The sequence below is a fragment of the Streptomyces sp. NRRL B-1347 genome (genome assembly GCF_000720325.1).
Taxonomy (GTDB): Bacteria; Actinomycetota; Actinomycetes; order Streptomycetales; family Streptomycetaceae; genus Streptomyces.
Genome location: NZ_JOJM01000023.1, coordinates 23,747 through 48,757 on the forward strand (window position 1 = coordinate 23,747; position 25,011 = coordinate 48,757).

Below are 25,011 nucleotides of genomic sequence, written 5' to 3' on the forward strand. Positions count from 1 at the left end.
GAGGGCCCACCGCGCGCCGGGGCGGCTTGTCCGGGCGGGCGGCCGTGTGCCAGATTTCGATGGTGCGCGCGTGCGCACATTCTGTGACCGATCTGTGCACACCATGCAGAGCGAAGGGACGTAATGAGCACCGAGACGCTGGAGTTTCAGGCGGAAGCGCGGCAGCTGCTGCAGTTGATGGTCCACTCGATCTACTCGAACAAGGACATCTTCCTGCGCGAGCTGATCTCCAACGCCTCCGACGCCTTGGACAAACGGCGCCTCGCCGGCCTGACCGATGACTCCCTGCGGGCCGACGACCTGCACATCGAGATCGAGGCGGACGGCGAGGCCCGCACCCTGACCGTGCGGGACAACGGCATCGGCATGTCGCGCGAGGACGTGGTGGGGCTCATCGGCACCATCGCCCGGTCCGGCACGGCCGAGACCCTGCGCCGCCTCAAGGAGAACAAGGAGAGCAAGGGGGCCGCGGAGAGCGGGGCGTCGGCGGAGCTGATCGGCCAGTTCGGCGTCGGCTTCTACTCCGTTTTCATGGTCGCCGACAAGGTCAGCCTGCTCACCCGCAAGGCCGGGGCGGAGCAGGGCGTCCGCTGGGAGTCGGACGGCGACGGCACGTACACCATCGAGACCGTCGAGGACGCGCCGGAAGGCACCTCGGTGACCGTCCAGCTGCGCCCGGCGGACGAAGAGGACGCGCTGTACGACTACGCCGACGACCGGAAGATCCGGGAGATCGTCAAGCGCTACTCGGACTTCATCTCGTTCCCCATCCGGATGGGCGACGAGACCCTCAACTCGATGAAGGCGCTCTGGGCGCGGCCCCGGTCCGAGGTCAAGGACGAGGAGTACCGGGAGTTCTACCGGCACGTCAGCCACGACTGGACGGACCCGCTCGACGTCATCCAGATGAGGGCGGAGGGCACCTTCGAGTACGAGGCCCTGCTCTTCATCCCGTCGCGCGCCCCGCACGACCTCTTCCAGCGCGACGCCCGCCACGGCATCCAGCTGTACGTCAAGCGCGTGTTCATCATGGACGACACCCGCGAGCTGCTGCCCGACCACCTCCGCTTCGTCAAGGGAGTCGTGGACGCGGCCGACCTGTCGCTGAACATCTCCCGCGAGATCCTCCAGCAGGACCGGCACATCCAGCTGATCCGCCGCCGCCTCGCGAAGAAGGTCCTGGCCACGGTCAAGGACCTCATGAAGAACGACGCCGAGAAGTACCGCACGTTCTGGCGCGAGTTCGGGCCCGCCGTCAAGGAGGGCCTGCTCGACAGGTCCGAGGACCACAAGGCGATCCTCGACATCGCGTCCTTCGGCTCCACCGCGGGCGACGAGCCCACCACCCTGGCCGACTACGTCGCCCGGATGAAGGACGGCCAGGACAAGATCTACTTCATGACCGGCGAGAGCCGCGCGCAGGTCGAGAACTCCCCGCACCTGGAGGCCTTCAGGGCCAAGGAGTACGAGGTCCTGCTGCTCACCGACCCGGTGGACGAGATCTGGGTCGAGGGGGTGGGGGACTACGAGGGCAAGGAGTTCCAGTCCGTCACGCGGGGCGCGGTCGACCTGCCCGCCGACGAGGAGCTGTCGGAGGAGGAGTCCGGCACCTACGCGCCGCTGCTCGGCTGGCTCAAGGAGACCCTCGACGACGTGAAGGACGTACGGCTCACCACCCGTCTGACCAGCTCGCCCGCGTGCCTCGTCAGTGACGCCGAGGGCCTGACGCCGACGCTGGAGAAGATGTACAAGGCGATGGGCCAGGAGGTCCCGGCGGTCAAGCGGATCCTGGAGCTGAACCCCGAGCACCCGCTGGTCACCGGCCTCAGGTCCGCGCACGAGCAGCGCGCCGACGCCCCGGAGCTGACCGAGACGGCCGAGCTGCTCTACGGCACCGCCCTGCTCGCGGAAGGCGGCGACCTGGCGGACCCGGCGCGCTTCGCCAAGCTGCTCGCGGACCGCCTCGCCAGGACGGTGTGACCCGTCCGTCAAGGGGAGGGCGGGACGCGTGATGCGGGGGTGCGGGCCTTCATGAGCTGTTAACTGTACGTAGCTAGATCGTACTTGACCGTAATTGTCAGAGGGTGATTGGCTGCTTGCTCCCCGTCATCGACGCGAGAGCAAGCCATGACCTCTGAGAGCTCAGACCTGCTCGCACCCCTCGATCTCGCCTTCTGGAGCATCGAGTCCGCCGAACACCCCATGCACCTGGGGGCCCTGGGCGTCTTCACGGCCGACTCGCCCTCGGCCGCAGCCCACGCCGCCGAGCTGCTCGCCGCGCGCGCCGCCGCCGTGCCGGGCCTGCGCCTGCGCATCCGGCAGGTGCTGCTGCCCCTCGGCGGCGCCGCGCGGCACCCCGCGCCCGGCTTCAACCCGCTGGACCACGTGCGGCTCGCCGCACCCGTACGGGACTTCCACGCCGTGGCGGGCGCGCTGATGCAGCGGCCGCTGGACCGCGACCGGCCCCCGTGGGAGGCGCACGTCCTGCCCGCCGCGGACGGCGGGTCCTTCGCCGTGCTCTTCAAGTTCCACCACGCGCTCGCGGACGGGCTGCGGGCGCTCACGCTCGCGGCCGCGGTCATGGACCCGGCCGCCCGCGCCCAGGCCACGGCCGCACCCGCCGCGCACCCCGCGGCGCGCCCGCCGTGGTGGCGCGCCCTCGACCCGCGCGGACTGCCAGGCCTGGCCGCCGCCGCGCCCGGCCGTGCCGCGTCGACCGTCCTGTCCGCCGTCGGTGACGTCGGCAGGGCGCTCGGCATCGGCGCGTCCGTGGCCCGCGCGACCTGGGGGACGCGCTCCACCGCGGCCCTCACGTCCCGGCCCACCGGCACGCGCCGCACCGCGGGCGTCCTGCTCGACCTCGACGACGTGCACCGCGTGCGCAAGACCGCGGGCGGCACCGTCAACGACGTCCTGATCGCCGTCGTCGCCGGAGCGCTGCGGCGCTGGCTCGACGAGCGCGGCGACGGCAGCGCGGGCGTCGCGCCGCGCGCCCTCATCCCCGTGTCGCGCCGCCGCCCGCGCACCGCACAGCCCCAGGGCAACCGCCTCTCCGGCTATCTGATCCGGCTGCCCGTCGACGACCCCGCCCCGCTGGCGCGCCTGGACGCGGTGCGCGCCGCCATGGACCGCAACAAGGACGCGGGGCCCACGCGCGGCGCGGGCGCCGTCGCGCTGCTCGCCGACCACGTGCCCCCGCTCGGGCACCGCGTCGGCGGCCGGGCCGTCGCCCACGCCGCCCGGCTGCTCTTCGACGTCCTGGTCACCAGCGTGCCCCTGCCGAGCCTCGGCCTGACCCTGGGCGGCTGCCCGCTCGCCGAGGTCTACCCCTTCGCCCCGCTCGCGCACGGCCAGGCCCTGGCCGTCGCGGTCTCCACCTACCGCGGGCACGTCCACTACGGCCTGGTCGCCGACGCGGCGGCGGTGCCGGACCTGGAGCGGCTCGCGGCCTGCCTGCGCGCGGAGCTCGCCGGGCTCGTGGCCGCCTGCGACGACCGAACGAGTTTGATACGAGGCCCCCGCGCTACGTAAAGTTCCGCTTTTGGAGTATCCGCGGCCCATCCCGGGCGAGCCGCGGCACGAGCGCGATGAGGAACGACAGCGGCGATGACGGTCACAGACGAGAGCCAGCAGGAAGGCACCGGCGCCGTCGCCGGCGTCGACGCGTACGGTCCGGGCATCGACCCCGAGCGTCTCGCCGTCTGCCTCAGCGTGCTCCAGGAGCTCGACGAGCTGGACGTCGACCACCCCGACGCGATCACGGTGCGCCGCGCCACGGCCGGGATCTACCGCACCGTGAAGCAGCGCCGCCGCCAGGAGCGCCGGGCCGCGAAGACCGCCCACGACAAGGCCGTCACCGAAGCCACCGCCACCGGCTCCGCGCAGCGCATCGACGACGAGACCGAGGGCATCCTGCCGTCGTCGGTCACCGAGGCGGGCAAGATCGCGGGGATACTCCAGCGCCCCCGCTCCTGCTACACCTGCAAGACGCGGTACGTGGAAGTCGACTACTTCTACCACCAGCTCTGTCCCGAGTGCGCCTCCCTGAACCGCTCCAAGCGCGACGCCCGCGCCGACCTCAGCGGCAAGAGCGCGCTGCTCACCGGCGGCCGCGCCAAGATCGGCATGTACATCGCGCTGCGGCTGCTCCGTGACGGTGCCCACACCACGATCACCACGCGGTTCCCCAAGGACGCCATCCGCCGGTTCAAGGCCATGGAGGACTCGGCGGACTGGATCGACCGCCTTGACGTCGTCGGCATCGACCTGCGCGACCCGGCCCAGGCCGTCGCCCTGGCCGAGCAGGTCGCCGAGCGCGGCCCGCTGGACATCCTGATCAACAACGCCACCCAGACCGTGCGCAGGCTGCCCTCCGCCTACGCCGCGCTCGTCGAGGGCGAGAGCGCCCCGCTGCCCGCCGGTGAGCTCCCCGCCCACCACGTGATCGGCGCCTTCAACTCGGGCGCGGTGGACGGCCTCGCCGCGCTGCCCCTCGGGGTCAGCGGGCTCGACGCGCAGCAGGTCGCCGACCTCGCCCTGGTCGCGGGCAACGCCAGCGTCGAGCGGCACCGCGACGGCAGCGCCATCGACGCGGGCGGCCTGGTGCCGGACGTGGTCGACAGCAACACCTGGGTGCAGTCCATCGAGCAGATCTCCCCCGTGGAACTGCTCGAGACGCAGCTGTGCAACTACACGGCGCCGTTCATCCTCATCAGCAAGCTGCGCGCGGTGATGGCCGAGGCCGCGCGCAAGGCCCCGAGCAAGCGCGCGTACGTCGTCAACGTCTCGGCGATGGAGGGCGTCTTCGGCCGCGGCTACAAGGGCGCGGGCCACCCCAACACCAACGCCGCGAAGGCCGCCATGAACATGGTGACGCGGACCAGCGCCCAGGAGATGTTCCAGACCGACGGCATCCTCATGACCTCCGTCGACACCGGCTGGATCACCGACGAGCGCCCCCACTACGACAAGCTGCGCCTCGCCGAGGAGGGCTTCCACGCCCCGCTCGACCTGGTCGACGGCGCGGCCCGCGTCTACGACCCGGTCGTGCGCGGAGAGGCGGGCGACGACGTGTACGGCGTCTTCCTGAAGGACTACGCGCCCGGCAAGTGGTAGCGCGCCGTTGAGGGCGCGCCCCGGCGCCCAGGAGCCGAGGGCGCGCGCCCGCCCGGAAGTCAAGAGCCGCGCGCGCCCGACCGGGGTGACGGGGCGTCCGCGCGCAGGCGGATGTCCGGAAGTCACCCCTGAGGTCTGGCGCTATCGAGCAGACTCCCGCTCATTTGGTTAATCTGGTGCGAACGGACGGCTGGAAGGCATCCACCAGCGCCTCGCGGCTGTCCAGGGACAGGCTCGCCACCACGGCCGCGATCCCGCCCGCACCCGGCGCCACCGCGACCGCGAAGACAGCGAAAGCACTGAGGCATCGTTTGTCCGTTACGCGACACAGAGGAGTGCGCGGTGACACCAGATCTGACGAAGCAGGAGAAGCTGCCGGCCGAAGCCGGCGGTGAGCGGGCGGGCCGTCCGAAGCAGCTCCGCAACCTGGAAGCCTGGGCCAAGGCGGCCCCGATCCGTCTCGCCGGCTACGAGGACGACCTCGCCGAGCCGCACATCCTGCCGGGTATCGACTGACGGTATCCACCTGTACGAAGCACGCACCCCGCGCCGTTTCCCACGGCGCGGGGTGTTTGTCGTGCGCCGCACGTTCCCGGCCTTCTCGCACCGCGCGGCGAGCTCCACCGGCTTCCCCAAAGAAATTCTGCAAAAACTCTTTTGGAAAGTGCGGGAGGCGGCCTAGGCTCCCCGTATGGCTGACGAAGAGCGGGCTGCCCGGGACCGGGCGGCCGACGATCAGGCGCGCTCCGACCAGGGCGAGGACGCGCGCCACCGGGTCCTCGACCCCGAGCAGGACGCCGCCGCCCTGAAGGCCCTCACCCACCCCCTGCGCATCAGGCTGCTCGGCCTGCTGCGCGCGGACGGCCCCGCCACCGCGAGCGAGCTCGCCGTCAAGACCGGCGAGTCGTCCGCCTCCACCAGCTACCACCTGAGGGTCCTGGCGAAATACGGGTTCGTGGCCGAGGCCGAGCACCGCGACGGGCGCGAGCGGCGCTGGCGCTCCGTGCACGCGGTCACCAGCTGGAACAACGCGGACATGGACGCCTCACCCGGGGGCCGCGCGTTCAGGAGCACCATGGCCCGGCGCCAGATCGAGCATCTGGGCCGGTCCCTGGCCCGGCACGAGCGGGACCTGGACGACGGGCGCATCGGACCCGAGTGGCGGGAGCACGCCGGGATCACCGACCTCATGCCGCGGCTGACCGCCGACTCCCTCGCCGAGCTGTGGCAGGCCTTCGAGGGGAAGCTGGCGGAGCTGACCGCGCGGGACGCCGACGACCCGCGGGCCGAGCAGGTCGTGGTCTTCGCCGCGACCCTGCCGCTGGCGGAGCGGCTGCCGGGGGAGCAAGACCCGCTCGCGACGCCCGGCGAGGACGACGGGTCCGCGCGGACGGAGGGCACCGGCGCCGCCGCGGGCCCGCCCGGCGGGTCCGCCGACCCTGGCCCGCACGGTCCGGACGACCCTGGCCCGCACGGTCCGGACGGCCCCGGCCCGCACGGTCCGGACGGCCCCGGCGAGCACGACGGCCCCGACACGCACCGGAACGTCACCTGGGGTGTGTCGTGACGGCCCGGAAGCCCCTCGACCCCCGCGCCGCCCGGCGCCGGTACGTGATCGCCTCGGGGCTGTTCTGGCTGCCGCTCGGCCTCGCCATCGCCCCGATGGTGCCGCTGATGACCGAGCGGGGGCTCGCCCTCGCCGCGGTCGCGGGCTGCGTCGCCGCGCACTCGCTCACCGCCGCGCTGCTCGAACTGCCCACCGGCGGCCTCGCGGACGTCCTCGGCCGCAGGACCGTGCTCGCCGCCGCGGGCGTGCTCGACGTGGTGGCGCTCACCCTGCACGCGCTCGGCACCACCGCCTGGGTCCTCGCCCTCGGCATGGCCCTCAAGGGAGCGGGCCGCGCCCTGTCCAGCGGCCCCGCGGAGGCCTGGTACGTCGACACCGTGCAGGCGAGTGCGGGACCCGACGTGGAACTGCGCACCGGCCTGGCGCGCGGCGCCACCGCCACCTCCGTCGCCCTGGCGGTCGGCACGCTCGTCGGCGGCGCGCTGCCCTGGCTCCTCGGGCTCGGCCCCGACCTCAGCGGCCGTCTCGACGAGGCCACGTCGGGCCTCGTCCTGCCGCTGTCCGTACCGGCGCTGCTCGGCGTGGTCGTCGCGCTCGTCTTCATCGCGTACGTGCTGACGTCGCTGCCCGAGCCGCCCCGCCCCCGCGCCACCCTGCGCGGAGTGCTGCGCGGCGTCCCGGGCACCATCGCCGCCGGGATCCGCCTGGGCGGAAGCGACGCCCTGGTGCGCCGGGTGGTGCTCAGCGCGGGCGCGGCGGGCAGCGCCCTGGTCACCGTCGAGCTGCTCACGCCCGGCCGCGCCGCGGACCTGACCGGCGCGGCGGAGTCGGGCGCGGTGGTCTTCGCGGGACTCGCCTGCGCCGGATTCCTCTGCTCGGCCCTCGGCAGCCAGCTCGCCCCGCCCGTCGCCCGCCTGACCGGCGGCGGGGAGCGCGCCGTCCTGCTCTGCCTCGGCGCCGCCGGGGGCGGACTGCTGCTGCTCGCGGTCACGGCGAACGGCACCGGCCTCGCCCCCGTGCTCCTCGCGGTCGGCGGCTACGGGCTCGTGTATCTGGGCCTGGGCGCGGCGAACCCCAGCCAGAACGAGCTCCTGCACCGCCGCGTGCCGAGCGAGGGCCGGGCCACCGCGCTGTCCGTCCAGTCCCTCGCGCTGCAACTGGTCGGCGCCCTCACGGGGCTGATCGCCGGTTTCCTCCCGGCCGGGCCCGCGCGCTGGCTGCTCGGCGCCGCCGTGCTGCTCGCGGGCGCCGCGCTGTGGGTCCGCCGCACGGAACCGGCCGCCGGTCCCGGCGCACCCCCCGATCGGTTCCCGCTGGTCAACTCCGAGTCGGCGGCCGAACGTTGACGTGACGCGGTGGAACCGCGGCGCCGCCCACCGCGTTACCTGGGGGGTGACGTGACGGACGGCGCGAGGGGGACGCGGTGCTGGGGCTGACCATGCTGGTGACGTGGGCCAGGTCGATGCACGACCGGTTCGGACCGCAGCCGCCGGAGGTGCCGGGGGCGCGAGGGACAGCGCGGACACCGGAGGCGGCCGCGGTGACGGTCGACCGGGCGGCGGCCGAGGAGCGGCTGCGCGCCCTCGCGGCCCTGCCGCCCGCGGCCCGCCGCGACGACGTGGCGGAGCGCTCGGCCGACGCGACGACCAGCCTGCTCGCCGACCTCTTCGCGTTCGGGGCGACCTGCGAGGAACCCTGGCGGGTGCGCGAGGCGGCCGCACTCCTCGCCGACGTCCTCGAAGCGGTCGTCGCCGCGCTCGCGGTCGGCCGCGACCCCCGCAGGAGCGACGCCCGGCGCGTCGCGCAGATGCTGGCGGCGCAGACCCACCTGGTGCACGGCATCGCCGCCGACGCGATCGGCCACCGCGGCGAGGCGCACCGGCACTTCTCGCTCGCCGCGCACCCGGCGGCCGCCCGGGTCGACGGCGTCGCCTTCGCCCTCGGCACCATCGGCGCCGCCCTCACCGACGAGGAGACCGACCGCGCGCCCCTCGCCGACGTCCCGGAATCCGCCCGGGACATGCTGGACCCGCTGGAGGAGATGTGCGGGTACGAACTCGCCGGACTCCGCCGGGCGTTGGAGGTGCGCCGCGCGGCGTACGACATGGTGGCGAAGGTCGCCGAGGACGGCCACCACGAGGAGGGCAGCCGGGAAGCGGCCCTCAAGCGCTGGCTGGAACAGTGGGGGCCGGGCGCGGAGGTCGAGCTGTGGATCGCCTGGACGGGCGCGTTCGTGCGCAGGCTGGGCGAGGAGGAGAACTCCGGCGAGAGCGGGGAGGGGCAGGGCGACGAGGCGCTCCTGGAGTGGGCGGCGCTCGGCGACCGGGTGCTCACGGCCTGCCCGGACGCCCCGCGGTTCCGCTGGGCGCTCGCCCGCCAGCTGCGGGCCCAGGGCGCGACGGCCCGCGAGATCCGCGTCCTGCGGGACCTCGTGGCCGACGACCCCGCGGACCCGCAGGCGGTCAGGTCCCTCGCCAACGCCTGCGCCGAGGCCGGCCGCCTGGACGAGGCCGTCGCACTGCTGCGCGCCCGGATCTCCGACCCGCCGGTGCCCGCCGACGAGCCCTTCGTGGAGCTGATCGTGCTGCTCCTCGCCGCCAGGATGCGCCCGGAGGCGGGGCAGTGGGACGAGGAGCTGGCCCGCATCACCGGCGGCCGCCGCATCACCGACGTCCTGCCGACGACGGGCAACGCCCCCGCACCCGCCGCCCGCCCGCCCGTGTACGCGCTGTTCAAGGACGGCGAACTGCTCATCGACCCCAAGAGCGGCAGCGTGCCGCCGGGCGAGGTCGCCGCCCAGCTCCGGGCCGCGATGATCGCGGGCAGCCCGGACGGCGCTGACCAGCTCCAGCGTCTCGCCGAGGACGATCCGGGCACCGCGGCCAAGGTGGCGAAGCTGCTCGGGGTGTCCCTCGTGACCCGCGCCCAGCGCGAGGCGTCCGAGTTCATCGGCCGCGGCGAGCACCACTTCCACCGCGGTGAGTACGCCGACGCGGCGACGTACTACCAACGCGCCCTGGACGCCGACCCGGAGAGCTCGCTCGCCCTCCTGATGCTCGGCGACGTCCACTTCGTACGCCGTGAGATGGGGCTCGCCCGGGTCTACTTCCAGGAGTCGCTCGCCGTCGAGGAGACGCCGATGGCCTGGCGCTTCCTCGGCGACACCTTCCGCGACGCGCTCGACGGCGCGGAGGAGGCCCGGCGCTGCTACGAACGCGCGCTGGCCCTCGACCCCGGCTACGGCGGCGCCCGGCAGCCCCTCGAAGCACTGCCGCCCCCGACCGCGGCGCCCGCACCTGTGCCCGCACCGGCCGTCGACGAACCCGCGGCCGAACCCCCGACGGCCGAAGCCGACGCGGCCGAGCCCCGGACGGACGGACCCCCGTCGCCCGAACCCCACGCGCCCGCCCGCTTCGGCGCCCCCTACGGCGGCCCCATCGGCCTGCCCGTCTCCGGGCCCGCCACCGGCACCGGCATCAAGTCCACCCTGCCCGCCGAACTCGAAGCCGCCGTGCGGGAGCGCGAGCCCGTCATCGGCGAGCTGCTCGCCGCGGCCGCCGACGACGACCGCTTCGACGCCTGGCTGCGCACCGAAGGCGCGGACCACTGGCCGGGCGCCCTCGACACCCTGCGGATGATGGTGTTCCAGTGGGCGGCCAAGGCGGGCGACTTCGAGCGCTCCCTGCTGCTCGCCCGGCGCGGCGTACAGCTCGCGGAGCACCTGGACCGGCAGTGGCCCACCGGCGACCCCGAGGAGCCGGGCCGGGCGCGGCTGCTCGCGGACGCCCTGAAGCAGGCCGCGGCCGTCCTCGACGACATGGGGCGCTACAGCGAGGCGTACGACCTGCTGCGCCAGGCCGAGCGGTGGCTGGTGACCGACGAGCACGAGAGGGAGCGCGCGGGCCGCGACCCGTGGCTCGACTTCGGGCAGTTCAGCAGCCTCGACAACTGGGCGATGCTGTACCGCGACCTCGCCCGGGTGGCGCGCCGCTGCGGCGACGCGCCCGCGGCCGAGGAGTACCAGCGCAGGCTCGACGAGATCACCGCCGACGTCCCGGCCAGCGACCACGAGCGGATCGTGTCGCTCGTCGAACTCGCCATGGCCTGGCACAAGCTGGGGGAGCGGGAGCGCGCCCTGAGCTGGTTCCACGAGGCCCTGCCGCTCGCCGAGCGGGAGGCGCTGCGCACCCCGGTGCCGGTCGCGCTCGCCACCGTCCACCACTACCTGGGCGTGGTCCTCGGCGAACAGGGCTTTCCCCGCATGGCCCTGCACCACCTCGCCGAAGCCCGGCAGCGCAACTCCGGCAACGCCGACCGGCTCGCCCAGGACTGGCTCGCCACCGCCGCGGTGCTGCGCCGCTGGCCCGACCTCGGGCACGCCGTGCTCGCGTACGAGCAGGTCCTGCACCTGTCGGGCGTGCCGGGGCAGCGCGGCGACCCGCTGTTCTGGGCGCCCCGCGGCGAGCCCACGGCGCCGCGCGGCCACCGCGTGCTGTCCGCCGAGCGCGCCTGGCCCGCGATCCTGCCCATGGCCCACGCCGCCTGGGAGTACGGCCAGCAGTACACGGCCACCGACGTGCTCGAACTCGGCGTGGAACTGGCCGACCTGGTGCGCGCGGCCGAACCGAACCCCGAGCGGCGCACCCACCTCCAGGACGACCGCGCCGAGGCGTACGAACTGCTGACCCGCTACCGCCTCCAGCGCGCGGAGACCGAGGCCGGGCGCGCGGCGGAACGGGCCGGTGACCGGCAGGCCGGCGCGGAGCACGACCCGCGCCACCACATCGCCGCGGCCTTCACCGCGTCCGAGCGCCTGCGCGCCCGCTCCCTGCTCGACGCCATGAGCACCGCCCAGCTCCGCGCGCCCGACGGCGTACCGCCCGCCCTGCTGGCCGACGAAGCGGCCCTCATCGGCGAGCGCGCGGCCCTCGCGGCGGCGCCCGCCGTGGACTGGAAGCGCCACTACGACCTGACCGCGCGCCTCGACGCCCTGTGGCGGGAACTCGCCGGGCACGGTCCGCTCGCCGAGGAGTACGTCGCGGTCCGCCGCGCCAGCGTCATGGACCCGGCCGCGATCTCCCGCGAACTCGCGGGTCAGCGCACCGTGGTGGCCTCGTACGCCCTGCTCGACACCGGAGAGATCGCCCTGTTCACGCTGGACGGCGGCGACGACGACGGCGACGAGGGCGCCGTGCGCGTGACCCGGGTCGACGCCGACGGCGCGGCGGTACTGCGCTTCGTCGCGGACAACCTGGGCAGCGCGGGGCGCGTCCGCGAGATGGCCGAGGACATGCCGGGGCTCTTCCACCGCGTCCTCGACCCGCTGGTGGCGCCGCTCACCGCGCTCACCCGCCCCGACGACACCGTCGTCATCTGCCCCACCGGCGCCCTGCACCACGTGCCCTTCCACGCCCTGTGCCCCGACGCCTCCGGGGCGCTGATCGACCGCAACGCCGTGACGTATCTGCCGACCGTGTCGCTCCTGCGCACCCTCACCCACCGCGCCCCCGCCGCGAGCGGCGGCGCCGTCGTCCTCGGCGACCCCGGCGGCGACCTGCCGCACGCGCGCGGCGAGGCCGTGGCCCTCGGGGAGCGCCTCGGCCGCGCCCCGCTGCTCGGCGAGCGGGCGACCCGGGAGCGGGTGCTGCGCGGCCTCCCCGGAGCGGAGGTCTTCCACGCCGCCTGCCACGCGTCCTTCGACGCCGCCGACCCGCTGGCCTCCGGACTCGTCCTCGCCGACGGCGTCCTGACGGCCCGTGACATCCTGCGGCAGGACTGGCACGGCGTCCGGCTCGCCGTCCTGTCCGCCTGCGAGACCGGCCTCGGCCGCACCAGCCGCACCGACGACACGCTCGGCCTGAGCTGGTCCCTGCTGTACGCGGGCGTGCGGTCCCTGGTGATGAGCCTGTGGCGGGTGCCGGACGCCTCCACGGCCGCCCTCATGGGCGACTTCCACGATCTGACCGCCGCGGGCGAGGCGCCCGGCGCGGCGCTGCGCACCGCCCTGCGCGCGGCCCGCGACCGACCGGGCGGTGACCGCCTGGCGAGCTGGGCGGCGTTCTGCCTGCTCGGCGACTGGCGCGCCCCGCGCCCCGACCCCCGTTCCGCGACCCCAGGGAGCACCCCGTGCTGACCGCCACCGGACTGCCCGCCGGATACGAGCTGATCGACCTCGTCACCCCCGCCGTCGAGGAGGACGAGCAGGACCGCGCCCTCGCCCCCGTCGGCGAGACCACGGTCACCCTGCTGCGGCGCGAGACCCGGATCGGGCTCGCCCGCGGCGCCGTGCAGCGCGTGGCAGGCGCCGAGCCGGGCCGCACCGGCTACGACATCCCGCTGATCTGTGTGGTCCAGACGCACCCGGAGACCGATGTGCGCTGGTCGCGCCTGGTGATCGACCTGTCCCTCTCGCCCGGCGTGATCGTGGCGGACATGTCGCCCACGCTCGTCGACGGCGAGAGCCCCGTCGAGCTGGAGACCACGATGGGCGCGGGCCTCAGCTTCAACGTGGCCACCTCCGCGCTCGGCGCGCAGCTGTCCCCGCAGATCACCCGGCGCACGACGGTGTACTGCCCGCGCATCACGTCCTCCGGCGTCGGATTCACCACCGCCTACTGGGACTTCAGGACGTCCGACCGCGCCTTCCTGCACGTCAACGAGGAGCTGCGGCTGCTCGTCTCGGCCCCGGCGAACACCCCCGTGGAGGCCGCGGTGACCCTGCGGGCCCGCATCGTCCCCAAGGGCATCGGCCGGGTGGTCCGGCTCACCGGCAAGCTGGGCGGCGTCGAGGCGCGCTGCCGCCTGGCGTGACCGTGCGGGCGGCGGTTCACCCCGCCGCCCGCACCGCACCCGTGCTCTCCCGCTCGATCAGCGTCGGCAGCGGCACCTGCACCGTCCCCGCAGGGGCGTCGTCGAGCAGGCCGAGGAGCTCGCGCGCGGCCGTGCGCCCGAACGACACCGTGTCCCGGGACAGGGCGGTCAGCCACGGGTGCACCATGCGGCACAGGGCCGAGTCCTCCCAGGCCACGACCGACACGTCGGCGGGCACGGCGAAGCCGAGCGAGGCCGCGGCCGCCACCCCCGCGACGGCCATCACGTCGTTGTCGTAGACGAGCGCCGTCGGCGGGGCCGCCGAGCGCAGCACCCGGCGGGTCACGGCCGCGCCCTCCGCGTCCGAGTAGTCGGTGGTGACCGACCGCACCCCGCTCAGTCCCCGGCGCTCGGCCTCGGCGCGCAGCGTACGCACGCGGCGTTCGGTGTGCGCGAGCCCCGGAAGACCGGCGATGTGCACGATGCGGCGGTGCCCGAGCGCGTGCAGATGGCCGACGACGGACGCCATCGCGCCCGCGTCGTCGGCCCACACCGTCGAGAGCCCCGCGCGCGGCGGCCGGCCGGGGTCGGGCACGCCGCCCGTGACCACCGCGGGCAGCCCCAGCTCCTCCAGGAGCGCGGGCCGCGGGTCGTCGGTGCGCGGATCCACCACGAGGACCCCGTCGACCCGGTGCTCGGCCCACCACCGCCGGTACGCCGCGCACTCCGCCTCGACGTCCTCCACCACCTGGAAGAGAAGCCCCAGTTGGCGCTCGGCGAGCACCTCCTGGATGCCCGAGATCAGCTGCAGGAAGAACGAGTCGACGCCGAGCGTGGCGGCGGGCCTCGCCACCACCAGGCCGACCGTGGCGGCGCCCTCGCCCGACAGGGCGCGCGCCGCCGTGCTGGGCCGCCAGCCCAGCTGCTCGGCGACCCTGCGCACCCGGTCGCGGGTGACCTCGGAGACCCCGGGTCTGTCGTTGAGCGCGAAGGAGACGGCACTCTCGGAGACTCCGGCGCGCCGGGCGATGTCCTTCATGGTCGGCCGGCGCGCCGGTGACCGCTTGCCTTGCACCCGTTGCCCCTTTCCGCGTGCGGAGTGCCCGATGCACTCCGGCCGCGCAGGTACTAATGCGCTTGAGCTAGCACACCCTAAAGCGCATTAGCTGTTGCTGACAAGGCTTTCAACCAACGCTTCTGACCTGCGAGTTAGCAGGAGGTGACGGCCTCGGGCGAGACGAATCGTCACCAATCCATTGACTTTTCACCGGGACTCAATGCAGGGTCTGCCTCGGTGCGATTCTGCGATACCAAGCGGTTCGCCACCGTTGCCGGTGGCCCGCGCCGCCATACGCCGGGCCGAGCAAAGGAGCCGTTCACGTGCGTCATTCCCGGATATTCCGCAGCCCCCGCAGGGCGGTCCCCGCGGCCGCCGCCGTCGCCTCCCTGCTCGTTCTGAGCGCCTGCGGCGGCAGTGACGACGGCGGCTCGACCGACGCCTCCGGCAAGGTCGAGGGCAAGATCACCTTCCAGACCTGGAACCTGAAGGCGAACTTCAAGTCGTACTTCGAGGGCCTGATCGACGACTTCGAGAAGAAGTACCCGGACACCGAGGTCAAGTGGGTCGACCAGCCGGGCGAGGGCTACGCCGACAAGATCAGCGCGGACGCCGCGGGGGGCACCCTGCCCGACGTCGTGAACGTCTCGCCGGACCTGGTGGCACCGCTCGCCAAGGCGGGCATCGCCCTCGACCTCGACCAGGCGGCGGGCAAGTACGAGAAGGAGTACCTGCCGGGCGCCTGGAAGAGCCACCAGGTCCCGGGCGTGCAGGGCACGTACGCCTTCCCGTGGTACCTGAACACCGGGCCGCTGTTCTACAACAAGCGGCTGTTCAAGGAGGCGGGCCTGGACGCGAGCAAGCCGCCCAAGACGTACGACCAGCTCTTCGACGACGCCCTGGAGATCGCGGACAAGAGCGACGGCGACATCGCCACCCTCGCCAACGTCCCCACCATCGAGGACTTCGGCCGCTACGGCGTCCCGCTGATGAACAAGGAAGGCACCGGCTTCACCTTCAACGACGCCAAGGGCGTCGAACTGCTCACCAAGTACAAGAAGCTGTACGACGCCAAGGCCCTGGACGGGCAGGCCTTGACCGCGACGCCCGAGTCGACCGGCAAGAAGTTCCTCACCGAGGCCGTCGCGATGAACCCGGGCAGCGCTCTCGACCTGGAGAAGTTCAAGAAGGACGCCCCGGGCCTCTACAAGAACATCGGCATCACGCCGCAGATCAGCAGCACCGGCAAGGACAACATGTACGTGATGGGCGTGATGGTGAACAAGCGCACCAAGCAGACGCCCGCCGCCGTCGCCTTCGCGCACTTCGTCACCGACGCGCAGCGCCAGATGTCCTTCGCCAAGAAGGTCGCGATCTTCCCCAGCACCAAGGGGTCCCTGGACGACCCGTACTTCACCAAGGCGGACGGCACGGACGAGACGCGCGTGCGCATCGCCGCCGCCAAGTCCCTGAAGACCGCGGTGAACTACACGCCCGTGCTGTTCAGCGAGCAGATGAAGGTCGCCCTCCGCAACTCCGTCGCCAAGGCGCTGCAGGGCAAGGACAGTCCCCAGGAAGCGCTTGACAACGCTGTCAAGCAGTGTGACCGACTGCTCCAGCAGAGCTGACCCACGACCAGGAACGTCAGCCATGACCGCCATGAAGACCCCAAGTCCCGCCGCGTCCCCCGCGCTGTCCGCCGGGGACGCGCCCAGGGCGACGAAGGCCGCGCGCGCCGGTCGCGCCGGCCGCCGCGTCCGGAGGCAGCTGCCGACCAGCCCCTGGCTGTTCGCCGCCCCCGGCCTCGTGATCGTCGGCTGGTTCATCCTCTATCCGTTCGTCAGCACGGTGCTCAACTCCTTCACCGACAAACGGCAGTTGGTCGAGGGCAAGTACGTGGGCCTCGCCAACTTCCGCGAGCTGCTGCACGACGACATGTTCTGGATCGGCCTGCGCAACAGCACCCTGTACGTCCTCGTGGTCGTACCCGCGCTCGTCGTGCTGCCGCTGCTGCTCGCGATGCTCGTGCAGAAGCAGATCCCGGGCATCACGTTCTTCCGGTCCGCCTTCTACACGCCGGTGGTCGCCTCCATCGTCGTCGTCGGCCTGATCTGGGTGTGGATGCTCGACGAGCGGGGCCTGGTGAACGCCGTCCTGGAGGCGGTCGGCGCGGGCAAGGTCGGCTTCCTCAGCGACCAGTGGCTGCTGCTGTTCTCCGCCATGGCCGTCACGGTCTGGAAGGGCCTCGGCTACTACATGATCATTTATCTGGCGGCGCTCGCGAACGTCCCGCGCGAACTGCACGAGGCCGCCGCCGTCGACGGCGCGGGACCGATCCGCCGCTTCGTCAGCGTCACCGTGCCCGCCGTGCGCTCCACCATGGTCCTGGTCGCCGCGCTGTCCTCCGTGGCCGCGTTCAAGGTCTTCTCCGAGGTGTATCTGATGGCGGGCCCGGCCGGCGGGCCCGCGGGCGAGGACACCACGCTCGTGATGCTCGTGCAGCGCACCGGCACCGGTCTGACGGGGCGGGTCGGCTACGCCTCCGCGATCTCCGTCGTCATCTTCGTCGTCACCGTCGCGCTGATGCTGCTCGTGCTGCGCGCGGACCGGAAGGAGAACCGATGACGACCCCCTCCGCCGAAGTGGAGCGCGCCGAGGCCCCCCGGCCGCGGAAGCGGCGGTTCACGGACGAGAACGGGCGCCGCATGCGGGTGTGGGAGCTCGTCCTGCGCTACGTCCTGCTGCTCGCCGTCCTGGCCCTGATGATCGGCCCGTTCCTGTGGCAGCTGTCGACGTCCCTCAAGGGACCGCACGAGAACATCTTCAGCTCGCCGCCCAAGTTCCTGCCGTCCGACCCGACCCTGCACAACTACGAACGCGTCGCCGACACCATCCCGGTGTGGGACTACGCGCTCAACTCCCTGAAGGTCGCCGCGGCGAACGTCGTCACCAACTGCGTGGGCGCGGCCCTCGCCGGATACGCCCTCGCCCGGCTGCGCTACCGCGGCCGCAAGGCGGCGACGCTGGTGTTCATCCTGGCCATGCTCGTGCCCGTCGAGGGCATCATCATCGCGCAGTTCACGACGATGCGGGACCTCGGCCTCAACAACACCCTCATCGGCGTGCTGCTGCCCGGCTGCGTCTCGGCGCTCAACGTGCTGCTGATGCGCAACGCGTTCCTCAACGTCCCGTACGAGATCGAGGAGGCCGCGTTCGTCGACGGGGCGAACGTGTGGCAGCGGTTCCTCCGCATCGCGCTGCCCGCCGTGAAGGGCACCCTCGCCGTCGTGGCCATCTTCGCCTTCATGGGCGCCTGGGACGACTTCCTGTGGCCCCTGATCGTCCTGAGCGACCCCGACAAGTTCACCCTGACCATCGGCCTCAACTACCTGCACGGCACCTTCGCCAACGACGAGCGCCTCGTCGCCGCGGGCACGGTGATCGCCGTGCTGCCGCTGATCGTGCTCTTCGCCTGCCTCCAGCGGTACTTCTTCCGCGGGGTCGGGGAGGGCGCGGTCAAGGGCTGACCGCCCCGCACGCGCCTCCGCCCGCCCCACGCACCGCCCGCACCGTCCCGAGAACCAGGATCCGCATGACGTCAGACGACCTGTCCGGCGCGGCCCCCGCCGCCGCGACGCCCCGCTTCGGCGCCAACTACACCCCCAGCGAAGGGTGGTTCCACCACTGGCTCGACTTCGACCTGGACTCCGTACGCCGTGACCTGGACGCCATCGCCTCGCTCGGCCTCGACCACATCCGGGTGTTCCCGATCTGGCCGTACTTCCAGCCCAACCGGACCCTGATCCGGCCGCGCGCCGTCGAGCAGCTCGTCGCGCTCGCCGACGCCGCGGCCGAGCGCGGGCTCGACGTCAACGTCGACGGCCTCCAGGGCCATCTGTCCAGCTTCGACTTCCTGCCCGCGTGGACGCAGACCTGGCACCGGCGCAACCTCTTCACCGACCCCGACGTGGTCTCCGGCCAGCGGGAGTACCTGCGCACGCTCGCGGCCGCGCTCGCCGACCGGCCCAACTTCATCGGCATGACCATCGGCAACGAGATCAACCAGTTCGCCGCCGGGCCCCACCCCGACCCCGACCGGATCACCCAGGAGCAGGCCGAGGCCTGGCTGCGGCAGGTCCTCGCCGCCTGCGAGGAGGGGGCGCCCGGACGCCTGCACCTGCACGCCGAGTACGACGCCGCCTGGTACCAGGACGACCAGCCGTTCACCCCCGCGCAGGCCGCGCGGCTCGGGTCCGTGACCGCCGTGCACTCGTGGGTGTTCAACGGCACCGCGCAGCGCCACGGGCGCGACGGGGTCGCGACCGGGCAGCACGCCGCGTACCTCATCGAGCTGTCCAAGGCCTGGGCCCTGGACCCGCACAGGCCCGTGTGGCTCCAGGAGGTCGGCGCGCCCGCCCCGCTCATCCCTGCGGCGGACGCGGCGGCGTTCACCGAGACGACCGTGGCCGCCGCGCTCGACTGCGCGGACGTGTGGGGCGTGACGTGGTGGTGCTCCCACGACGTCTCGCGCTCGCTCGCGGACTTCCCCGAACTGGAGTACAGCCTCGGCCTCCTGACCAACGAGGGCCGGGTCAAGCCCGCCGGTGCCGCCCTCGCCCGGCTCGCCAAGGAGCGCTGGGAGGCGCCCGCGGCGCGGACCACTGCCGTGGTGGTGGACGTCGGCGCCGACGCGGGGCGGCGGGCCCGGTGCGGGCCCGGCGGGGACGTCTTCGAGGCCTTCGCGCGGCTGGCGGGGCAGGGTGTGCGGCCCGCGCTGGTTCTCGCCGAACGGGCGGCGGACGCGGGGTACCTCGCGGAGCGAGGCATCACGGAGGTGGTCCACCCGTCCGACGTCCTCTGACCGCTCCCGCCGCTGCCCGACCTGGGGGCTCCGCCCCCAGACCCCCGCTCCTCAAACGCCGGAGAGGCTGAAAGATCCAGCCCGTCCGGCGTTTGAGGACGAGGCGCGGAGCGCCGATTCGGGGGTCCAAGGGGGCGGAGCCCCCCTTGTTTCGGGAAGGGGCGGGCTAGGGGAGCCCCCGGCAGGGTCACCAGCCTCAGCCACTCACGCGCGACCTATGGAGAATCCTCATGCACGACGACCGCAAGCTCGTAGAAGGCCGGCTCAAGCGCGTTCTGGACGAGCGCATCCGGCCCGCCGTCTACCCCGAGTCCGTCCCCCTGACCGTGGCCGTCTGGAACGCCCCGGGCGAACCGGTCCCCGTGGCCGAAGGCCTCGCCGCCACCCCCGAGCCCATCGAGGCCGGGGCCCGGTGGGGCGCCCCCTGGGGCACCAGCTGGTTCCACGTCACCGGGACCGTCCCGGCCGCCTGGGCGGGCCGCACGGTGGAGGCGATCCTCGACCTCGGCTTCGACGAGAACATGCCCGGCTTCCAGTGCGAGGGCCTCGTCTACCGCCCCGACGGCACCCCGGTGAAGGGCCTCAACCCGCGCAACCAGTGGGTGCGGATAGCCACCCCGGCCGAGGGCGGCGAGACCGTGGACCTGCGCGTCGAGGCCGCGTCCAACCCGGTCATCCTCGACTACCACCCCTTCCTGCCCACGCAGCTGGGCGACAAGGACACCGCGGGCAGCGAGCCGCAGTACCGCCTGGAGCGGATGGACCTCGCCGTGTTCGACGAGACGGTGTGGGGGCTCGTCATGGACCTGGAGGTCCTGGGCGAGCTGATGCAGGAGCTGCCCGAGGACTCGGGCCGCCGCCACGAGGTCCTGCGGGCGGTCGACCGCGCGCTCGACGCCGTGGACCTCCAGGACGTGAACGGCACGGCCGCCGCCGCCCGCGCCCGTCTGGAGGGCGTCCTCGCCGCGCCCGCGCACGACTCCGCGCACCGCATCAGCGCCGTCGGTCACGCCCACATCGACTCGGCGTGGCTGTGGCCGCTGCGCGAGACCGTACGGAAGGTCGCGCGGACCACCTCCAACATGACGGGTCTGCTCGAGGACGACCCGGACTTCGTCTTCTCCATGTCGCAGGCGCAGCAGTGGGCGTGGGTGAAGGAGCACCGGCCCGAGGTGTGGGCGCGGGTGAAGAAGGCGGTCGCCGACGGGCGGTTCGTGCCCGCGGGCGGCATGTGGGTGGAGTCCGACACGAACATGCCGGGCTCGGAGGCGATGGCCCGGCAGTTCGTGCACGGCAAGCGCTTCTTCATCGAGGAGTTCGGGGTCGAGAACGACGAGGCGTGGCTGCCGGACACCTTCGGCTTCGCCGCGGGCCTCCCGCAGATCATCAAGGCGGCCGGCTCCAAGTGGCTGCTCACGCAGAAGATCTCGTGGTCGCAGACCAACAAGTTCCCGCACCACACCTTCCAGTGGGAGGGCATCGACGGCACCCGGATCTTCACGCACTTCCCGCCCGTCGGCACCTACAACTGCGCCGTCAAGGGCAGCGAGATCGCGCACGCCGCACGGAACTTCAAGGACAAGGGCGTGGCCCGGCACTCCCTGGCGCCGGTCGGCTGGGGCGACGGGGGCGGCGGCACCACCCGCGAGATGATCGCGAAGGTGGCCCGGCTGCGGAACCTGGAGGGCTCGCCGACCGTGCGGTGGGAGACCCCGACGGAGTTCTTCGAGAAGGCCGAGGCGGAGTATCCGAACGCGCCGGTGTGGGTCGGCGAGCTCTATCTGGAGCTGCACCGCGCGACGCTCACCAGCCAGGCGGGCACCAAGCAGGGCAACCGCCGCAGCGAGCACCTGCTGCGCGAGGCCGAGCTGTGGGCGGCCACGGCCGCGGTGCGCGCCGGATTCCCGTATCCGTACGAGGAGCTTGACCGGATCTGGAAGACGGTGCTGCTCCACCAGTTCCACGACATCCTGCCCGGCTCGTCGATCGCCTGGGTGCACCGCGAGGCCCGTGCGACGTACGCGGCCGTGGCGGACGAGCTGAACGCGATCGTCGACGCGGCGCAGCGGGCCCTCGCGGGCGACGGCGGCCGCACCCTGGTGTTCAACTCCGCGCCGCACTCCCGCGACGGCGTCCCCGCGGGCGGCGCCCACGCCCCGGTGGCCGACGGGCAGTCCGGGATCGCCGCGCGCGCCGACGGCGGCTACGTCCTGGACAACGGCCTGCTGCGGGTCGAGGTCGACGCGCGCGGGCTCGTGGTCTCCGCCTACGACCTCGTGGCGGGCCGGGAGACGGTCGCGCCGGGGCAGGCCGCGAACCTGCCGCAGCTGCACGCCGACTTCCCGAACATGTGGGACGCGTGGGACGTCGACGAGTTCTACCGCCACACCGTCACCGACCTGACCGAGGCCGCGGAGGTCGCCCCCGGCGAGGGCGCGTCCGTGCGGGTCGAGCGCCGCTTCGGGGACTCGCGGATGACGCAGGTCCTGACCCTCGCCCCGGGGCAGCGGCGCCTGGACATCGACACCGAGGTGGACTGGCACGAGACGGAGAAGTTCCTCAAGCTGGCGTTCCCGCTGGACGTGCACGCCGAGCGGTACGCGTCCGAGACGCAGTTCGGGCACTTCCACCGGCCCACCCACACCAACACCAGCTGGGAGGCCGCGAAGTTCGAGGCCTGCAACCACCGCTTCGTGCACGTCGAGGAGCCCGGCTGGGGCGTCGCCCTCGTCAACGACTCCACATACGGCCACGACGTGACCCGGACCGTGCGCGACAGCGACGCCGGGACGACCACCACGGTGCGCGTCTCGCTGCTCCGCGCGCCCCGCTTCCCCGACCCTGAGACGGACCAGGGCGTCCACCGCTTCCGGCACGCGCTCGCACCCGGCGCGGGCATCGTGGACGCGGTGCGCGAGGGCTACCGGATCAACCTGCCGGAGCGGCGGGTCACCGGGGCGGCGGCGGAGGTCGCGCCGCTGGTGGCCGTCGACGACGACGCCGTGGTCGTCACGGCCGTCAAGCTCGCCGACGACGACAGCGGCGACGTCGTGATCCGCTTTCACGAGGCGCGGGGCGGCCGGGCCCGGACCACGCTGCGCCTCGGCTTCGAGGCGGCGGCCGTCGACGTGACCGACCTCCTGGAGCGGCCCCTGGCCGGTGCGGACGCGCCGGAGCGCGACGGGTCCGCGATCGCCGTGTCGCTGCGCCCGTTCGAGCTGGTGACGCTGCGGGTCCGGCGGGCCTGACGCCCGTGCTCCTCGCGGCGGCGGTCAGCCCGTCGCCGCGAGGAAGTCCCGCAGCAACGCGTTGAAGACCTCGGGCCGTTCCATGTTCGGGTAGTGCGCGGTGCCCGGCACCGTCGCCGTACGGCCGTGGCGCACGGAGTGGGCGAGGCGCTCGGCCATGCCGATGTTGTCGGAGGTGTCCAGGTCCCCGGTGACGGCCAGGAGCGGCAGGGTCAGCCGGGCGGCCCGGGCCCAGGTGTCGGTGACGGGCACGAGCGGGGACGCCTCGGCGCGGCTGTGCTTGGCGACGGTCTGCTCCGTCATCTCCCGCAGGCGGCGTACGACGTCCGGGTCGACGTCGTCGAGCGCCCGGTGCGGGCCCGCGGCGAACAGCATGGTCGCGTCGACGAAGGCCGCGGCGTCCCCCGCGGCCGTGGCGCGGGCCCACTCGGCCTGCACGGCCAGCACCCAGGGGCTGCGGAACTCGGGCTCGCTGGTGCCCGCGCCGCAGACCACGAGGGCCTTGACGAGATCCGGGTGTTCGAGCGCGGTGTCGACCGCGATGCCCGCGCCCATCGACAGGCCGACGACGACCGCGGGTCCTGCGTCGAGGTGGCGCAGGAGCGCGGCCAGGTCGTCGGTCTGGCGGAACGGCCGGGTCGCGTTCGCGGATTGCCCGTGGCCGCGCACGTCCGGCGCGACGACCCGGTGGTGCCGGGCGAAGACGTCGATCTGGTCGTCCCACATGCGGTGGTCGAGGAAGCCGCCGTGGAGCAGGACGAGCGGGGTGCCCCGGCCGGTGTCGCGGTAGGCGAGCGTGCCGTCGTCGGTCGGGAACGCGTGCAGACGGGAACCGTCCGTCTCGTACGGAGCAGAAGCGTCAGTCATGACAACCAAGGTGTCATCTGGGCGCCAGGATGGCAACCAAGGTGTCATGATGCGGGGGTGAGCGATGAGCGGAGCAACCCCGGCGAGCCCCTCGACCCCGACGCCCTCGCGGGCCGGCTCGCCGAAGTGTTCGACCTGGTGGGCCCGTTGTACCGGCGCGCGCAGCGCAAGGTGGAGCAGGCCGAGCCGATCGAGGGCCTGTCCGTCGGGGTGCGCGCGGTCCTCGACCTGCTGCGCGGGCACGGCCCCCTGACCGTGCCGCAGATGGGCCGCGCCCAGTCCCTCAGCCGTCAGTTCGTCCAGCGCATGGTGAACGACGCGGCCGCGCGCGGCCTGGTCGAGAGCGCCCCGAACCCCGCCCACCGGCGGTCGTCCCTGATCCGGCTCACGCCGGAGGGGCGGTCGGCGATCGCGGCCGCGACCGCGCGCGAGCACGCCGTGATGCGGCAGGTGCGCGGTGACATCACCGACGCCGACGTGACGGCGTGCGTGCACGTCCTGACGCGGATGCTGGAGCTGTTCGACGACGTCGACGTGGACTGAGCCCGCCGCCGGACCTTCAGTCGTAGCTCAACTCCCGCTCGCCGCAGGGCTGTTCGGCTGCTGCTCGTACTGTCCTCGCAGCCACGCCTCCACCTCTCCCACGTGGGCGGCCGCCGCCGCCCGCGCCGCCTCCGGGTCGCGGGCCACCAGGGCGCGGTGGATGCGGTCGTGCTCGCGCCGGGTGCGTTCGAAGGCGCCCTCTTCCTGGTAGCCGCGCCACACCCGGGCCCGGAAGGTGTGCGACGACAGGCCTTCGAGGATCGCGGCCATCGTGTCGTTGCCCGCCGCCAGGGCGATCGTGCGGTGGAAGGCCAGGTCGTGGGAGAGGATCTCCTCGGGGTCGTCGGTGGCGTTCATGGCCGCCAAGTGATCCGCCACCTCGGCCAGTTGGGCGGGGGTGATGCGGGCGGCCGCCAGGCCCGTGGCGGTGGACTCCAGGACGCGGCGGACTTCGAGGAGCTCCACCAGGCGGGGGCCGCGGGACAGGTCCGCGACCACGCCGAAGGTCTCCAGGAGGTCACCGGCCTCCAGCTGCGTGACGTAGATGCCCGAGCCGTGCCGCGCCTCCAGGACGCCGAGCACCGTCAGGGCCCGGATGGCCTCGCGCATGGAGCTGCGCGAGATGCCCAGCTGGGCGGCCAGGTCCCGCTCGGTCGGCAGCCGCTGGCCCGGCTCCAGGAGCCCCTCCGCGATCATCGCCTTGATCTGCTCGATGGCCCGCTGCGTCACGGTGCCCTTCTGCGCGGGCGCGGCGCTCTGCGCGGCCTGGTTCACGTGACGCTCCTTCACTTGCCGGGTGCCGCGCAGTTTAGTCAGAGATGTGGTCCGACCACTACGGCTTGAATGCCGGAAAACTTGGCGTCGAGGGGTGTTGTGCGCCGTGAGTGGTCTGATAAATATTCGCCCATCCGCCGCTGAACCGCGGCTGAGTCCCGCTCGATGA

The 25,011-nt window shown here is 73.3% G+C and carries 17 protein-coding genes; 14 read left to right on the forward strand and 3 right to left on the reverse strand.

Annotated elements, in window-relative coordinates; all coding sequences use genetic code 11:
- The first annotated feature begins 123 nt into the window (after window positions 1-123).
- The 8 genes from htpG to IG74_RS0120650 all read left to right on the forward strand — a co-directional run bounded on the left by htpG (window position 124) and on the right by IG74_RS0120650 (window position 13,492).
- Window positions 124-1,980: a molecular chaperone HtpG gene (gene htpG, locus IG74_RS0120615; RefSeq protein WP_030679128.1), complete on the forward strand. Its 1,857-nt coding sequence runs from the start codon at window positions 124-126 to the stop codon at window positions 1,978-1,980.
- Between the two features lie 147 nt (window positions 1,981-2,127).
- Complete coding sequence (locus IG74_RS0120620; protein WP_051855068.1) at window positions 2,128-3,531, forward strand: wax ester/triacylglycerol synthase family O-acyltransferase; 1,404 nt, start codon at window positions 2,128-2,130, stop codon at window positions 3,529-3,531.
- A 75-nt stretch (window positions 3,532-3,606) separates the two neighbouring features.
- A complete protein-coding gene (locus IG74_RS0120625) occupies window positions 3,607-5,115 on the forward strand; it encodes an SDR family NAD(P)-dependent oxidoreductase (RefSeq protein ID WP_030679133.1) in 1,509 nt (502 codons plus the stop codon).
- A 342-nt stretch (window positions 5,116-5,457) separates the two neighbouring features.
- The gene (locus IG74_RS52770) at window positions 5,458-5,631 is read left to right on the forward strand and encodes a hypothetical protein (RefSeq protein WP_199818865.1); all 174 of its coding nucleotides are present in this window, start codon (window positions 5,458-5,460) and stop codon (window positions 5,629-5,631) included.
- Between the two features lie 175 nt (window positions 5,632-5,806).
- Window positions 5,807-6,682 carry an ArsR/SmtB family transcription factor gene (locus tag IG74_RS0120635; RefSeq protein ID WP_078868917.1) on the forward strand — a complete coding sequence of 292 codons (876 nt, stop codon included), beginning with the start codon at window positions 5,807-5,809 and terminating at the stop codon, window positions 6,680-6,682.
- Window positions 6,679-8,028, forward strand: coding sequence for an MFS transporter (locus IG74_RS0120640; protein ID WP_234334393.1), 1,350 nt, complete (start codon window positions 6,679-6,681; stop codon window positions 8,026-8,028). The genes IG74_RS0120635 and IG74_RS0120640 overlap by 4 nt, the downstream gene beginning before the upstream one ends.
- A gap of 77 nt (window positions 8,029-8,105) precedes the next feature.
- Entirely contained in the window at window positions 8,106-12,815 is a 4,710-nt protein-coding gene (locus IG74_RS0120645; protein ID WP_158857709.1) for a CHAT domain-containing protein, read from the forward strand.
- Window positions 12,809-13,492 carry a hypothetical protein gene (locus IG74_RS0120650; RefSeq protein ID WP_030679145.1) on the forward strand — a complete coding sequence of 228 codons (684 nt, stop codon included), beginning with the start codon at window positions 12,809-12,811 and terminating at the stop codon, window positions 13,490-13,492. Before IG74_RS0120645 ends, IG74_RS0120650 begins: the two co-directional genes overlap by 7 nt.
- A 16-nt stretch (window positions 13,493-13,508) precedes the next feature.
- Here IG74_RS0120650 and IG74_RS0120655 read toward each other — a convergent pair whose 3' ends face one another.
- Entirely contained in the window at window positions 13,509-14,531 is a 1,023-nt protein-coding gene (locus IG74_RS0120655) for a LacI family DNA-binding transcriptional regulator (protein WP_051855070.1), read from the reverse strand.
- A gap of 341 nt (window positions 14,532-14,872) precedes the next feature.
- Between IG74_RS0120655 and IG74_RS0120660 the strand changes: the two genes are divergently transcribed.
- The 5 genes from IG74_RS0120660 to IG74_RS0120680 all read left to right on the forward strand — a co-directional run bounded on the left by IG74_RS0120660 (window position 14,873) and on the right by IG74_RS0120680 (window position 22,658).
- Window positions 14,873-16,177: an extracellular solute-binding protein gene (locus IG74_RS0120660; RefSeq protein WP_030679147.1), complete on the forward strand. Its 1,305-nt coding sequence runs from the start codon at window positions 14,873-14,875 to the stop codon at window positions 16,175-16,177.
- 31 nt (window positions 16,178-16,208) lie between these two features.
- Entirely contained in the window at window positions 16,209-17,174 is a 966-nt protein-coding gene (locus tag IG74_RS0120665; protein WP_030679149.1) for a carbohydrate ABC transporter permease, read from the forward strand.
- Window positions 17,171-18,076, forward strand: a complete 906-nt coding sequence (locus IG74_RS0120670) for a carbohydrate ABC transporter permease (protein ID WP_030679152.1) — start codon at window positions 17,171-17,173, stop codon at window positions 18,074-18,076. Before IG74_RS0120665 ends, IG74_RS0120670 begins: the two co-directional genes overlap by 4 nt.
- A 65-nt stretch (window positions 18,077-18,141) precedes the next feature.
- Window positions 18,142-19,410, forward strand: coding sequence for a glycoside hydrolase 5 family protein (locus IG74_RS0120675; protein WP_051855073.1), 1,269 nt, complete (start codon window positions 18,142-18,144; stop codon window positions 19,408-19,410).
- Window positions 19,411-19,640: 230 nt separating this feature from the next.
- The gene (locus IG74_RS0120680) at window positions 19,641-22,658 is read left to right on the forward strand and encodes an alpha-mannosidase (RefSeq protein WP_030679158.1); all 3,018 of its coding nucleotides are present in this window, start codon (window positions 19,641-19,643) and stop codon (window positions 22,656-22,658) included.
- Between the two features lie 24 nt (window positions 22,659-22,682).
- Here IG74_RS0120680 and IG74_RS0120685 read toward each other — a convergent pair whose 3' ends face one another.
- Window positions 22,683-23,525 carry an alpha/beta fold hydrolase gene (locus IG74_RS0120685; RefSeq protein WP_051855075.1) on the reverse strand — a complete coding sequence of 281 codons (843 nt, stop codon included), beginning with the start codon at window positions 23,523-23,525 and terminating at the stop codon, window positions 22,683-22,685.
- A 57-nt stretch (window positions 23,526-23,582) separates the two neighbouring features.
- Between IG74_RS0120685 and IG74_RS0120690 the strand changes: the two genes are divergently transcribed.
- The gene (locus IG74_RS0120690; RefSeq protein ID WP_030679163.1) at window positions 23,583-24,068 is read left to right on the forward strand and encodes a MarR family winged helix-turn-helix transcriptional regulator; all 486 of its coding nucleotides are present in this window, start codon (window positions 23,583-23,585) and stop codon (window positions 24,066-24,068) included.
- Window positions 24,069-24,095: 27 nt separating this feature from the next.
- On the opposite strand, the gene IG74_RS0120695 is transcribed toward IG74_RS0120690, so the two are convergent.
- Window positions 24,096-24,842, reverse strand: a complete 747-nt coding sequence (locus IG74_RS0120695) for a FadR/GntR family transcriptional regulator (protein WP_051855077.1) — start codon at window positions 24,840-24,842, stop codon at window positions 24,096-24,098.
- Window positions 24,843-25,011: the final 169 nt, after the last annotated feature.